Annotated in this window: 14 protein-coding genes; 7 read left to right on the forward strand and 7 right to left on the reverse strand. The window is 59.5% G+C overall.

The window, feature by feature from the left end; translation table 11 throughout:
- Nucleotides 1-285: 285 nt before the first annotated feature.
- The 3 genes from J4E53_RS09815 to J4E53_RS09825 all read left to right on the forward strand — a co-directional run bounded on the left by J4E53_RS09815 (nucleotide 286) and on the right by J4E53_RS09825 (nucleotide 1521).
- On the forward strand, nucleotides 286-600 hold the full coding sequence (locus J4E53_RS09815; RefSeq protein WP_060738343.1) for a type II toxin-antitoxin system RelE/ParE family toxin: 315 nt from the start codon (nucleotides 286-288) through the stop codon (nucleotides 598-600).
- Nucleotides 601-602: 2 nt separating this feature from the next.
- On the forward strand, nucleotides 603-890 hold the full coding sequence (gene nadS / locus J4E53_RS09820; protein WP_060738344.1) for a NadS family protein: 288 nt from the start codon (nucleotides 603-605) through the stop codon (nucleotides 888-890).
- Nucleotides 891-1032: 142 nt separating this feature from the next.
- Nucleotides 1033-1521, forward strand: coding sequence for a hypothetical protein (locus J4E53_RS09825; RefSeq protein WP_103311104.1), 489 nt, complete (start codon nucleotides 1033-1035; stop codon nucleotides 1519-1521).
- 45 nt (nucleotides 1522-1566) lie between these two features.
- On the opposite strand, the gene J4E53_RS09830 is transcribed toward J4E53_RS09825, so the two are convergent.
- Together J4E53_RS09830 and J4E53_RS09835 are read right to left on the reverse strand one after the other, a co-directional pair.
- The gene (locus J4E53_RS09830; RefSeq protein ID WP_177431751.1) at nucleotides 1567-1803 is read right to left on the reverse strand and encodes a hypothetical protein; all 237 of its coding nucleotides are present in this window, start codon (nucleotides 1801-1803) and stop codon (nucleotides 1567-1569) included.
- A gap of 144 nt (nucleotides 1804-1947) precedes the next feature.
- Nucleotides 1948-3165, reverse strand: a complete 1218-nt coding sequence (locus J4E53_RS09835; protein WP_103311105.1) for an MFS transporter — start codon at nucleotides 3163-3165, stop codon at nucleotides 1948-1950.
- A 364-nt stretch (nucleotides 3166-3529) separates the two neighbouring features.
- On the opposite strand from J4E53_RS09835, the gene J4E53_RS09840 reads away from it, so the two are divergent.
- Entirely contained in the window at nucleotides 3530-4447 is a 918-nt protein-coding gene (locus J4E53_RS09840; RefSeq protein WP_103311107.1) for an AraC family transcriptional regulator, read from the forward strand.
- A gap of 143 nt (nucleotides 4448-4590) precedes the next feature.
- Here J4E53_RS09840 and J4E53_RS09845 read toward each other — a convergent pair whose 3' ends face one another.
- Nucleotides 4591-6102 carry an amino acid racemase gene (locus J4E53_RS09845; RefSeq protein WP_103311110.1) on the reverse strand — a complete coding sequence of 504 codons (1512 nt, stop codon included), beginning with the start codon at nucleotides 6100-6102 and terminating at the stop codon, nucleotides 4591-4593.
- A 10-nt stretch (nucleotides 6103-6112) separates the two neighbouring features.
- Complete coding sequence (locus J4E53_RS09850; protein WP_103311108.1) at nucleotides 6113-7405, reverse strand: dicarboxylate/amino acid:cation symporter; 1293 nt, start codon at nucleotides 7403-7405, stop codon at nucleotides 6113-6115.
- A gap of 183 nt (nucleotides 7406-7588) precedes the next feature.
- On the opposite strand from J4E53_RS09850, the gene J4E53_RS09855 reads away from it, so the two are divergent.
- Nucleotides 7589-8524, forward strand: coding sequence for a LysR substrate-binding domain-containing protein (locus J4E53_RS09855; RefSeq protein WP_060738349.1), 936 nt, complete (start codon nucleotides 7589-7591; stop codon nucleotides 8522-8524).
- Between the two features lie 611 nt (nucleotides 8525-9135).
- Here the strand turns inward: J4E53_RS09855 and J4E53_RS09860 are convergent.
- Nucleotides 9136-9411 carry a hypothetical protein gene (locus tag J4E53_RS09860; RefSeq protein ID WP_103308880.1) on the reverse strand — a complete coding sequence of 92 codons (276 nt, stop codon included), beginning with the start codon at nucleotides 9409-9411 and terminating at the stop codon, nucleotides 9136-9138.
- Nucleotides 9412-10088: 677 nt separating this feature from the next.
- On the opposite strand from J4E53_RS09860, the gene J4E53_RS09865 reads away from it, so the two are divergent.
- The gene (locus J4E53_RS09865) at nucleotides 10089-10367 is read left to right on the forward strand and encodes a BrnT family toxin (RefSeq protein WP_103308899.1); all 279 of its coding nucleotides are present in this window, start codon (nucleotides 10089-10091) and stop codon (nucleotides 10365-10367) included.
- Nucleotides 10368-10371: 4 nt separating this feature from the next.
- Nucleotides 10372-10734 carry a BrnA antitoxin family protein gene (locus J4E53_RS09870; RefSeq protein ID WP_103308881.1) on the forward strand — a complete coding sequence of 121 codons (363 nt, stop codon included), beginning with the start codon at nucleotides 10372-10374 and terminating at the stop codon, nucleotides 10732-10734.
- A gap of 15 nt (nucleotides 10735-10749) precedes the next feature.
- On the opposite strand, the gene J4E53_RS09875 is transcribed toward J4E53_RS09870, so the two are convergent.
- The gene (locus tag J4E53_RS09875) at nucleotides 10750-11634 is read right to left on the reverse strand and encodes a TIGR03915 family putative DNA repair protein (protein WP_103308882.1); all 885 of its coding nucleotides are present in this window, start codon (nucleotides 11632-11634) and stop codon (nucleotides 10750-10752) included.
- Nucleotides 11625-12845: a putative DNA modification/repair radical SAM protein gene (locus tag J4E53_RS09880; protein ID WP_103308883.1), complete on the reverse strand. Its 1221-nt coding sequence runs from the start codon at nucleotides 12843-12845 to the stop codon at nucleotides 11625-11627. Before J4E53_RS09880 ends, J4E53_RS09875 begins: the two co-directional genes overlap by 10 nt.
- Nucleotides 12846-12857 lie beyond the last annotated feature (12 nt).

The following is a 12857-nucleotide window of genomic DNA, read 5'->3' on the forward strand; positions in this document are numbered from 1 at the left end:
TCCCCCTCGATGCCAGCAAACCCCACGTCGACACCCTGGTGGTTGAAGCTGAAGAACTGGCGACCGGAATATGTCAGGTCGTCCACGGGTAGCCCGGCTTGGGTGAGTGCATCGCGCAAGGGTCCCAGATCGTTATTGCTTAGAGCTGTCATGTGCATGGTGGGTGCTCGTCTACGTCTTGCCTTGATCATCGGGCACCCCGAATTTGGTTACAACTCACGGAGTGCATCGGAGGTCGGGCTTCAATAGGATTGCTCGAAAGTAAGCCACTGGCGTACATTAGCAATGATTTTTATTGAAACTCCAATTTTTACCCGTCGGGTCAAAGAACTGATGGATGACGATGATTTCGCTGTCCTACAGAAAATACGGGTCTGCAATCCTTCCGCTGGTGAAGTTATGGAAGCCACCGGGGGGATCCGAAAGATTCGTATCGCAGCCAAAGGCCATGGCAAACGGGGGGGAGCCAGGGTGATCTACTACCACTTCGTCCATGCTTCGCGGATCGCGTTACTGATGATATATCCGAAAAATGAACAGCAAGACTTGACTGTCGATCAACGAAAAGCGTTGAAATTGATTGTCGAGCACTGGAGATAACCATGAGCAAATTTTTCGATGAGCTGATGGAAAGCGTGCAACAGATGGATGAAATCGTCCGAGGCGAACGCCAGCCATCACGGGAATTCATCGTCGATGCACTGCAAGTGAAGGCGATACGCAAGGCTACCGGCCTGACCCAAGCCAAATTTGCAGCACTGATCGATGTCCAACTGGGCACGCTTCGCAACTGGGAGCAGGGACGGCGCGAGCCTACCGGCCCCGCTAAAGCGCTGCTGCGGGCGATTCACAATGATCCGAAACACGTGATCAGCGCCTTAGCCGTTTAAGCATTGTCGAAATGAACAGAACGCTCAGGCAGTGCTTCCATGTGGCGAAGGCGCTTGCTCCCAGCCCGCCATGACCTGGCGCAAATGAACACCCCACCCCATCAGCTAAGCTCAAAACCTATCATCACGACAAGGAATCGACATGAGCAAGGCAGACGAGCTAGCGGCCAAACTGAGGAAAACCCAGCAGACCCGCGCCGATACCGACAACTGCGCCGACCTGGCGATCGAGCACTGGCCGGCCCAGGTCTACGAGCTGTATCGCCAGATCGAAACCTGGCTGGCTCCCGTGTGCGAGGCGGGCCTGGACATTCGGCGCAACCCCACCCACGTCTTTGAAAGTCACTCCAGCGGTTCGACGTACAACTACGCCATCGACCAACTGATGATCGAAGGCAATCATCGCCGCATTTCATTCGACCCGATTGCGCGCTTCTCGGCCAAGGGAGAGGGCTGCATTGAAGTCCATATGAAAGGGCAGGAACACTGCATCGTGCGCACACTCGGTGAGCATGGCGAATCGCTTTGGCATATCCATGCCCTGCACTCGACAGGGCAACAGCCCGCTGAACCTACCATTCTGGACGAGGACGCCTTGCTCTCGCTGGTAGAAGAAGGCCTTGGCCTATAACGTAAACGGGCGATCCTTGATCGCCCATTTTCATTGGAGGGCACGCTAGATCTGCGGCGCTGATTCGAGTGCTGGATCGTTTCCGGGCACCGGTAGCGTCAGTTCTTGGGCCGGTCTTCCTACCAGTAAATTCAAGGCATTGTCGATTTCGTCAGCCGCGCCTTGCGCGTATCGAACATCCGCCCAGCTCCAGTACGGATCGGATATCAGCCCACCCACGGCCTGTACGCACAATTCATCGCGGCTGATGCCCATCTTCCCGGCCGCGGCGATCACGGCCATAAGGGCTTGCTCTAATTGGGAAATTCGCTCTGTTGTCACAATGAACCAACGTGATGAATGACAAACCCAGAGCATAACAAGCCATCAATGTGCCACCAAACTCAAGCGCCCAACGGTCGCCCTTCCTGGCGTGGATGATCCGCCTCAACCCGCCGCGCCATAGGACGCCGCCGCCCCAGTCGATAACGACTCCCGGACCGCTGACCGAGCAGCCAGCACCGTCAGCACAGCGGCCATGGCCAACACGGCCGCACTGGTTTCGAAGGTCGCGCGATAGCCACTCAGATCAAACAGCAGGCCACCCACTGTCGCGCCCGCTGCGATGGCGAGCTGGACGATCGCTACCATCAGGCCGCCACCGGCTTCAGCATCTTCCGGTAGCGTTCGCGAAAGCCAGGTCCACCAGCCTACGGGCGCTGCCGTAGCCACCAGGCCCCAAAGGCCGAGCAGGAGGGTCGTGATCGTGACCGAGCCGCCGAACCCCACCAGGGCAATGGCAATCACGGCCATCAACAGGGGGATGACGATAAGCGTCCGATAGAGGTTGTTTTTCAAGCAGGTTCCGATCAGGAAGGTGCCCAGCAGCCCCGCCACACCGATCACCAACAACATGAAGGACAGCCTTGAAACGCTCACTTGCGTCACTGTTTCAAGGAACGGGCGCAGGTAGGTGAACAACATGAACTGGCCCATGAAAAACGTGCTGACCGCCAGCATGCCCAGCGCGACCGGTGCCCGGGTCATCAACTTGAAGACGTTGGTACTGCCCTGCTTCGCCTTCGAAGGCATGGAGGGCAGGCGCAACAGCAGCCAGACCAGGGCGATGGCGGCGACCGGCACAATGCAGAAAAACGCGCCACGCCAACCGATGATCGCCCCCAGGAAGCTGCCCAGCGGCGCAGCGACCACGGTCGCCAAGGCATTGCCGCCATTGACCACGGCCAGTGCCCGCGGAACCTGAGCGTCCGGCACGAGCCGCATGGCCGTGGCCGCCGACAGCGACCAGAAGCCGCCAATCGCCACGCCGATCAACGCGCGACCGACCATGAATACCGGGTAATTCGGTGCGAACGCCACCACGGTGCCTGAAACGATCATCAGCAAGGTCAGCCCCAGCAGAAGCCATTTGCGGTCGACCCGGGCGGCAATCGAGGCGATGAACAGGCTGGTGATCAGGGCAAACGCGCCAGAGACGGCAATGCCTTGACCGGCCTGCCCTTCACTGACATGAAGATCGGCCGCTACCGGCGTCAGCAAGCTGACGGGCATGAACTCCGAGGCAACCAGCACGAACGCGGCGAGCGCCATGGCAAATACCGCACCCCAGGCGGGCGGGTCTTGTGGCAATGAGTTATCGGTCATTGAATGACAATCCTGTGTTGCTTGATGGAGCTGTGGGAGCGAGCTCGCGATGACGGCGGCACATCCGACACCGGCGCCTCAGGCAGACCGCTATCGCGAGCAAGCTCGCTCCCACAGTTTTGAATGGGGTGTTCATATATTTCGTGCCCGCCACACCACCCCTGTGGGGGCGAGCTTGCTCGCGGTTCTTTGGTGGATTGAGTGAGGGACTATTTTCAGCGCTCGATCCGGCCGGTCGGTAACGCATTACGCTGAGATGCTTGCCTGATCCTATGAGTTCTTCCATCGCGCATAGGCAGCGCTTCGTTTAGCGCGTTAATGTTCTGCCTATAGCGCTTGAGCCGAGATGACACCCGGAGCCGACATGGCCGTCCAACGCAGATCCGTACAAGAGACATTGACCGCCGTCATTGGCGCCTGGACACCACACCCGGGCGACTTCGAAACGCCCATTCCCGGCCTCGTCTTCTTCCGGCGTGAAGCCCCGGCACCGCCGGTGATTTGCATGATCGAACCGAGCATCGTGCTGGTGGCCCAAGGCGAGAAGCAGGTGTGGATCGGTGGCGAAGCCTATGGCTACGACACCGAGCGGTTCCTCATGACCTCCCTGGACATCCCGGCCAATTCCGAAGTGCTGCAGGCAAGCCCGGAGCAACCCTGCCTGGGCCTGGTCCTGAGGCTCGACTTGCGCATGGTGGCCGACCTGATCGCCCTGGGCAGCCTGTCGCCGCCGCGTGATCGAGCGGTCGGGATCGGCGCAGGAATCGGCACCGCGACGCCGGACCTTTTGGCGCCGTTCGCACGCCTGCTGGCGCTGCTCGACGAACCGGAAGCGATCCCCATACTGGCACCGTTGATCCAGCGCGAGATCCACTACCGGCTGCTGCTCAGCGACCAGGCCGCCCGACTGCGGCAGATCGCCTCGGTCGATAGCCAGGGCTACCGGATCGCCAAGGCCATCGACTGGCTGAAATTGAACTACACCGAGCCCGTGCGCGTGGACGACCTCGCGGCGCGGGTGCAAATGAGCGCGCCGACGTTTCACCACCACTTCCGCCAGCTCACGGCGATGAGCCCGCTGCAATACCAGAAGTGGCTGCGGTTGAACGAAGCCAAACGCTTGATGCTCAATGAACACGTGGACGTCGCGAGTGCGGCCTTCAAGGTGGGTTACGAAAGCCCTTCACAATTCAGCCGCGAATACGCCCGTTTGTTTGGCGTGCCACCCAAGCGGGACATTGCGGCGTTGCGCGGGCCGGCCAACCACACCAAGGCGGTTTGATAGATTCAGGTTTGACTCATTGTGGTCTGACTCATTGTGGCGAGGGAGCTTGCTCCCGCTGGGCTGCGTAGCAGCCCCTTTTGTGAGCGCTTCGCACTCAAGCGGGAGCAAGCTCCCTCGCCACAAGGGCCAAATTTCAACCGTCAGATAGCAGCAACATCCTTCGACGTTTTCAGAACGCTCATCGGCTTGTCAGCCCTCTGCGCCAACGTCACACACCTCAACGCCAGAATCATCGTCGGATCAACCAGCGCCACCGTGTGCCCATTGATATCGAACGCCTCGCAATGCGCCAGCACCAGCGGCAACTCCGTACATCCCAGGATCAAGACCCCAGCCCCCAACTCGCACAGGTGCTCAGCCGCCAGCAACAATTGCTCCCTGCAGAGCCCTTGCGTGAAGCCAGCCTTGATACCCCGTGGTCCGTAGATGGCGTCCATGACCATCGCCTGGTAATCGACACCTGGCGTAAGGAGCTGGAGCCCGGCATGACGCGCTGCCTGGTGATAGACCTGGCTCTGCACCGTACCGGACGTCGCCAGCAGGCCAATCGCCTTGTCCGAACCATAAGCGCCCGCGATCCACGCCACCGTCTCGCTCAGCATGTTCACGATGGGCACCCTCAGGTGCGCCTGGATCCGCTCGACGAAGGCATGGGCGGTGTTGCAGGGAATTGCGATGGCGTTGGCACCGGCGCTTTCGAGACGTTTGCACGTGGCGTACATCGCCATCGTCGGATCGGTCTCATCCCGCAACAGGTTCGCCGTCCGGTCCGGTATCTGCGGGTTTTGCTCGACCACCATCTTGATGTGGTCCTGGTCCTTTCCCGCTGGCGTATTGGCCACCACCTTGGCCATGAAATCCACCGTGGCGGCAGGCCCGACGCCCCCCACGATACCCAGCTTGAAGGGTGGGCGCCTGGGCTGCTGGTCCAGCGTCGCGAAGTCGGCGTAGATCTCATTGATGTCCAGCACGGTGATCCCGCGACGCTGCAAGTCGGCACAGACCAGGGAAAGCTCGGTCATGCCGGGCAGGATCACCGTCGCACCCTGGGCCTGCAATGAGAGACACGCCCGATAGACCGCCTCAAGCGGCACGCCTTCGAGATGACCGTCCTTGATGCCATTGAGGCCGTACATCGCCTCCATCAAACCCGCTTGAGCGTCTGCGTCGGGGTAAACGATCTGAAAGTCTTTGCCAAAATGTCGCTCGAACAATCCGCAATGGCGCACAAAGTCGGAGGCGATCACCCCCAACGTCGCCTGGGACGGCACCGTGTGGCTGATGTGCTGGGTCAAGGCGGCCATCATGTCCAGCACGGGAATGCCCAGCGCCTCCTCGATTTCAGCGCGAAACGTATGGCTGGCGAAGCATGGAAGCATCACCGCATCGAAGCCACTGTCCTCGAACGACTTGCACACCTGGAACACATAGAACTTGCGCGACGTCATGTTAGCGCCCTGGTCCAGCGGCAGCAGCACGTCCTTGAAGGGGTGCTGCTCGAACAGGAAATGGTAGCGCCCCTGATCCTCGAGCACCGCCCGGGACTTGACCAACTTGTAGAACAGATCGCCCCCGGCCAGTGACCCAAGCCCGCCGACAATCCCCAACTTGCGCACCACAGCCTTGTGGCTCGACTTCGCTTTAGCCTTCATGAGTCTCTCCTCAAGCCACCGGCACCGGCTCGGATCGCGACCGAGCCGGGGCATGTCCACCCTCTTCCTCGTCGTCTTCGTGGGGTTCGGACTTGGCGACAACCGCCGTCGCAATGCTGTTACCCACCACATTCGTGGCCGTACGGGCCATGTCGAGGAACTGGTCGATGCCGATGATCAACAGCAGCCCCGCCTCGGGAAGATTGAACATCGGCAACGTGGCCGCGACCACGACCACCGAAGCCCGGGCGACACCGGCCATGCCCTTGCTGGTGATCATCAGCGTCAGAAGAATCAGCAACTGCTGGGTGAAACTCAGATCAATGTTGTAGGCCTGGGCGATGAACAGGATGGCGAACGCCTGGTACATCATCGAGCCGTCAAGGTTGAACGAATAGCCCAGGGGCAACACGAAGCTGGACACACGTTTTGGCGCGCCAAACTTCTCCAGCGCCTCGATGGTTTTCGGGTAGGCGGACTCACTGCTGGCGGTGGAAAAGGCCAGGAGAATCGGTTCACGGATGAGCTTGCCGAGGTGGAAAACAGAGCGACCGAGGAACAGGTAGCCGGCACCGAACAGCAACGCCCAGAGGATCAGGATCCCCAGGTAGAACTCGGCGATCAGCTTGCCGTAATCCACCAGCAAGCCAAGCCCCTGGGTGGTGATTGCCGAGGCGATGGCGGCAAACACCCCAATCGGCGCGAAGGCCATCACGTAGTCGGTGATCTTGAACATCACCTTCGCCAACTCTTCGATGGAATCGCTGATCCGGGTGTAACCCGCCCGCTTCACCCCCGCCAACGCAAAGCCGAAGAACAGTGAAAACACCACAATCTGCAGGATCTCGTTGTTGGCCATCGCTTCGGCGATGCTGCGGGGGAACACGTGGCCGATGAACGCCTTGAGACTGAAGTCGCCAGTATTGACCGGCACGGCCGCCGTTGCGTGCTGGGCCACGTCCATGTTCAGCCCGGCACCGGGTTGAAACAGGTTGACCAGCCCCATTCCGATCAGCAGCGAGACGACCGAGGCGGTGACAAACCAGGCCATCGCCCGGGCCCCGATCCTGCCGACAGAACGAGAATTGCCCATGCTAGCGATACCGCCCACCAACGTCGCGAACACCAGCGGCGCGATGATCATCTTGATCATGCGCAGGAAAATATCAGTGACCATCGAGAAGTAACTGGCGATCTCTTTGGCACTTTGCTCGCTCCCTGCGAAATGGTGACACGCCCAACCGACCAGCACGCCCAGGGCTATGCCCATTGCAATTCGACGTGGGAGCTTATTCTTCTTCACGGTGCTGTCCTCAAGTAGTTCTTGGAGTTTTTTACTTGGCAGGATCGATTCTAAGGAGCGGATCCGAGAGGATGATGAGTAATCCGGCTAACCCCATGCGCTTTTGGAATAGTTAGCGAAAGGCCGCGCTATGCTGGGGGATTGCCCAGTAAAATCGCGCTCTCACAGGGGGAGTTTCTCGATATGCAACTCAAATGGCTGGATGATCTTCTGGCGATTGGCGAATGGAAAAATTTCTCCCGCGCGGCCGAGGTTCGATGCGTGACGCAATCGGCCTTGTCCAGGCGTATCCGCTCACTTGAGGAATGGGTGGGCGTCAAGCTGGTGGACCGGGGCACCTACCCTGTCCAACTCACCCCCGCGGGAGTCACCTTTTGCGATGAAAGCCGAGAGGCCCTCGCCGGATTGCTGAGGTTGCGCTCGACGCTGCGGGACGTGGAACGAATGCCGGGCCGTTCCATCCAGATCACCGCCGGCCACAGCCTGTCGATGACCTTCCTGCCCAAGTGGCTGTCGCAGTTCCAGCAACACAACGAGCAGTTCAACGCCCGGGTGGTGGCCGCCAACATTCATGACGCCGTCATTGCCTTGGAGGAAGGCAGTTGTGACTTGATGATGGTCTACCATCACCCGCTTGCGCCCATCCTGCTGGACGCCGAGCGTTTTGGCAGCCTGGTGCTCGGCCACGACGCGTTCATTCCCTTATGCGCGCCCAACCGCAAGGGCGAACCGCTGTTCCGCCTGCCCGGTCGCGCCGGCAAACCGGTGCCCTACCTGGCCTATACGGCAACGACATTCCTCGGGCGCGTCGCCGACATCGTCATCAACAACGGCCCTGAACCCATCGCGCTGGAGCGCTGTTATGAAGCGGACATGGCGATGCTGCTGATGCGCATGGCCATCGAGGGCTACGGCGTGGCCTGGTTGCCGCAGAGTGCGGTGGCCGATGAGTTGGAGCGTGGGCTGTTGGTGCGGGCCGGCGGCGAGCAATGGAGCACGCGATTGGAGATTCGCTCGTATTGTGCGATTGCCAATCGCAATCCGACGATGCGCAAGTTGTGGAAGACATTGGAGGGTGCTTCGTTGCATCGGCTGGGCAGCGCACCGAGTGCGAACTGATCAACACCACCCAAGCGTTGTTCGCAAAGGGTAGGTACACGCCGATTGACTGTGGGAGCGAGCTTGCTCGCGATGACGGCATCACATCAAACATCGCCATCAACTGAACCACCGCTATCGCGAGCAAGCTCGCTCCCACAGAGGATTTGCGGTGAACGCAATATCTATGAACAACTCGGAAAAAACTGTGGGAGCGAGCCTGCTCGCGATGACGGCATCATATCCAGCATCACCATCAACTGACCCACCGCTATCGCGAGCAAGCTCGCTCCCACAGTGGATTGAGGGTGTACGCAACATTTGTGTACCCACCAAACCCTGTGGGAGCGGGCTTGCTCGCGAAGACGGCAGCACATCCAGCATCCTGCAAACTGACACACCGCTATCGCGAGCAAGCTCGCTCCCACACAGGGATTTGTGGTGAACGCACTATCTGTGAACAACCCGAAAAAAACTGTGGGAGCGAGCTTGCTCGCGAAGGCGGCAGCACATCAAACATCGCCATCAACTGAACCACCGCTATCGCGAGCAAGCTCGCTCCCACAGGTCCCAGGCTGCACAGGATGATGAGCAAGGCAATGCAGGCGACCTTGTGAGGTCGCCCACTTTCATTACAACGCCAGAACCTGCGCCTGCAATCGCCGCCCGATCACATCCAGCAAATCACACCCATCGCGCAGGGGGATCGCCAGCACTTGGGCAAAATCATGGAGTACCACCGCGTCCGTACTGATGTCGGAACGCATGGCGAGGTTTTCCAGCAACTGGGTGACAGCGGCGATGCGGTAAGCGGCGGTATCGTGCAACACGTCCAACGGCGCTTCCGTGTCGATCAGGAGCGCGTGGAAATTGTTTTCGATACCAGTTATGGGCATGTAGCGGGACATGGGGGTTACTCCTGCGGGGATGGGCGGTCAGTGGCGGATTCGGGGGCCACTGGCGAAGGGAGTGAATCCGGGATCGAGATTCGGATATTTGGCAGGAGATATTCTTGGGTGACGCTAGACGAAAGCCACCTTGGATTGGCTGTGGCTGTCGGAGGGTTGGGGGTGAGTTTTTTCATTGGCTTGTACCTAGGTTATGTAAAGGAACTGCCTTCACCACTTCCACCTGGTGGGTGGCAGCTGTACGCGGGTGTGGAAGACCGAGAACCTAGGACCCGGCGCACCCGAAGGCGCCCCGCGTACAGCCGCCGTAATTTAACAGCAGACCTAGGAAAAGCGTCTGCTTTTTAATTTAGCGGTGCAACGCGCTAGGTTTTCGTGAGGGCTTCCACACCCTCTCGCTGAATTTGCAGCGACGGAGAGAACTTAGCGCACGGGGTGATTGGGTGGATAGTCAGCGGGGAGCGACGCAGCTTGAGGGAAATTTCCGATGGAGGTGTCCGGAGCTGGACTCAGCAGTTCAGGCGGTGGGATGCAAAGAATGATTTCGATACGAATGAGCGCTCAGCGCCATAAGCAAGGGCTGAGGTTTCATCGTATGGTTGAGCACACCCGTCCTGGCTGCAAGTCAAACGAAAGGGCTGACACAGGGTCTTTTTTATACATATAGAATATGCATAATTACAACATTCATAACTCAGTATGATCCAGCAAAAAACGTCGCTAACAAGAAGAAACACAAGGTGAGCCTGGCCGATGCCGAAGCTGTGTTTTATGACGAAATGGCTCTTGAGCGTGAGGATAATGATCATGATGAAAAGCGGTGGATTATCATGGGGCAAGACGCCTGCGGTCGTGTACTCGTCGTTGCATACACCTACCGTGAGCCAGATTTCGTTCGTCTTATCAGCGCACGACTAGCCTCCAAAAAAGAACTACGTCAGTACCTGGGAGGTTGAACCCATGAAAGAAGAATACGATTTCAGCACAGCCAAGCGTGGGGCGGTTGCAAGCAGCAAAGGCAAAACCCGCATAACCATCATGCTTGATGAGGACGTGATCGAGGCCGCTCGCGAACGCGCCGAAAGTGCTGGTACTGGATATCAGACACTCATCAACAATCTACTGCGTCAGGCTTTGATATCTGAAACTGCCCACAATCTGTTACCGGCAGCCCAAAAGCGAACCCGAACAGTTAAACCCTATGCAAACGGTATTACCCGGTCCGACGTGAAGGATCTGGAAAAGCGCCTAGCCGCCATGACTGAGGAGCTGCACAAGATGGTGGACGCATCCAGGCCCGGTAAAGCCAAAGCATCGGTATGAACTGAGAGGATCGATTTACTCAGGAGCAAGGCACTGTCTTACCTCAGTGCCTTCACCCACACCCACACCCACAATAATCCGCTTGCCCATTTTCTCCCCCACCTCCAACGCCTGCCCATCCCGCTGCTTCCCCCGCCGCGCCAAACCCACCAGGCGCGGAATCAACTCTCCTTCCGGCAAGTGCTGCCAGAATCGCCCCGGCATGTGCTGACGCAACGCCTGGGGATTGAGCCGCGCCGGATTGAAGATATGCCTGTAATAGGTCCGCCACAGCTCGGCGCCGGGATCTTCAGCGTGACGTGCCCAATGCTGCCACTGCTCGGGGCAACGTCGCTGGTAATCCAACGACTGCCCATCGAAACGGATACCGTCGCGAGGCGTTGCGATCAGCCAGCGTTGTTGCCCCAACCGCTCGGCAAAATGGCCGCTGGCACTTTCGAGGATGTCATGGGCCGGTTGATGAAAGGCGACCAGATCCAGTTGCAGTTGCTCGGCCAATGCTTGCGGTAAGGGAACGAAGCGCACGAAGGCATGCAGGTGATGAGCCTCGCGTTGGACCTGCTTGATCCGCCGCTGCAGCTCACTGCCCAGGCGGTCGCCCGCGAGCATGGCCGTGCGGTCGCCGTGGGCAACCCGCCAAAGCACCTCATACAGCAGATTCCAACGTTGCTCGCCCTGGTAGCGACCAGCCTGTTCGAGTTGGGTCAGCAAGGCTGCGGGAACCCGCGTACGGAACGGGCCCGGCCCTTGGGGCAGCGGCGCCGGCACGGCCAACAAGTCGGCGATTGGGCCCTGGGCCCATGTGACATCGCTCGGGTCGATGCCATGGCCGAGCAGCGTTCGAGCCTGGTCCCGCCACGTAGAGAAATCATCCTCGCAATCCAGGGCAATCACGACCAAAGCCCCATCTGCACCGGCCGCTGGGGATCACGCAACCGCGCCCGCAGCAGACCACTGCGCACCTGGGCGTCGGCAGGCCGGTAATCGCTGGTGACAATGAACGGTCGCGCCTTCTCCAGCACGCACCGCAACTGCACCAAGTCGTCATAACGCACCCGCCGCTCCCGGCGCAACGCAACCAGGCGTTGCACACTACGCAGGCCAATCCCCGGAATACGCGCCAACAATGCGGGTTCGGCGCGATTGATATCCAGCGGGAACACCTCGCGATTGGCCAGCGCCCACGCCAGCTTGGGGTCGATGTCCAAGTCCAGGTTGTGGGTTTCGCTCAAAAGCTCGCCTGCCTTGTAGCCATAACCGCGCATGAGAAAATCGGCCTGATACAGCCGGTGCTCGCGCAGCAACGGCGGCGCCGCCAGGGGCACACTGGCAGGACTGTCGGGAATCGGGCTGAACGCTGAATAGTAAACCCGTCGCAAACCGTACCCCTGGTAGAGCGATTCGGCGTTGCTCAGGATGGCGTGATCATCGGTGGCATCGGCCCCCACAATCACCTGCGTGCTCTGCCCGGCCGGAGCGAAGCGAGGCGCCCGCGGCTCACCGGCCACCGCCTGTTGCCCCTGGTGGATGGTGCCCATGGCTTGGCGGATGGTCGTCAACTGCTTTTCCGGTGCGAGACGCTTGAGGCTGATATCGGAGGACAGTTCGATATTCACGCTCAAGCGATCAGCCAACCGCCCCGCTTCCTCGATCAACAGCGGATCGGCATCGGGAATGGTCTTGAGGTGGATATAGCCACGAAACTGGTGCTCTTCCCGCAGCAACCGCGCCACTCGTATCAACTGCTCCATCGTGTAATCGGCCGAGCGAATGATGCCGGAACTCAGAAACAGCCCACTGATGCAGTTGCGGCGATAAAAATCCAGGGTCAACCGCACCACCTCCTCCGGCGTAAAACGCGCCCTCGGCACATTGCTGGAACGACGGTTGACGCAATACTGGCAGTCGTACAGGCAAAAATTGGTCAGCAACACTTTCAGCAACGAAACGCAGCGCCCATCCGGCGTATAGCTATGGCAAATGCCCATGCCATCGGTGGCCCCCAGCCCCTCACGACCACGGGAGCTACGCTTGGGGGCACCGCTGCTGGCGCAGGAAGCATCGTACTTGGCAGCATCGGCAAGAATGCCGAGCTTGGCGATAAGCTGCATGAAGAGAACTCG

This window comes from Pseudomonas sp. FW305-28 (assembly GCF_017351395.1).
GTDB lineage: Bacteria > Pseudomonadota > Gammaproteobacteria > Pseudomonadales > Pseudomonadaceae > Aquipseudomonas > Aquipseudomonas fluorescens_AA.

Bases quoted from the DNA above. Each gene is read 5' to 3' on its own strand.
- J4E53_RS09815 (WP_060738343.1), top strand. From the start codon at position 286: ATGATTTTTATTGAAACTCCAATTTTTACCCGTCGGGTCAAAGAACTG.
- nadS (WP_060738344.1), top strand. From the start codon at position 603: ATGAGCAAATTTTTCGATGAGCTGATGGAAAGCGTGCAACAGATGGAT.
- J4E53_RS09825 (WP_103311104.1), top strand. From the start codon at position 1,033: ATGAGCAAGGCAGACGAGCTAGCGGCCAAACTGAGGAAAACCCAGCAG.
- J4E53_RS09830 (WP_177431751.1), bottom strand. From the start codon at position 1,803: ATGGCCGTGATCGCCGCGGCCGGGAAGATGGGCATCAGCCGCGATGAA.
- J4E53_RS09835 (WP_103311105.1), bottom strand. From the start codon at position 3,165: ATGACCGATAACTCATTGCCACAAGACCCGCCCGCCTGGGGTGCGGTA.
- J4E53_RS09840 (WP_103311107.1), top strand. From the start codon at position 3,530: ATGGCCGTCCAACGCAGATCCGTACAAGAGACATTGACCGCCGTCATT.
- J4E53_RS09845 (WP_103311110.1), bottom strand. From the start codon at position 6,102: ATGAAGGCTAAAGCGAAGTCGAGCCACAAGGCTGTGGTGCGCAAGTTG.
- J4E53_RS09855 (WP_060738349.1), top strand. From the start codon at position 7,589: ATGCAACTCAAATGGCTGGATGATCTTCTGGCGATTGGCGAATGGAAA.
- J4E53_RS09860 (WP_103308880.1), bottom strand. From the start codon at position 9,411: ATGTCCCGCTACATGCCCATAACTGGTATCGAAAACAATTTCCACGCG.
- J4E53_RS09870 (WP_103308881.1), top strand. From the start codon at position 10,372: ATGAAAGAAGAATACGATTTCAGCACAGCCAAGCGTGGGGCGGTTGCA.
- J4E53_RS09880 (WP_103308883.1), bottom strand. From the start codon at position 12,845: ATGCAGCTTATCGCCAAGCTCGGCATTCTTGCCGATGCTGCCAAGTAC.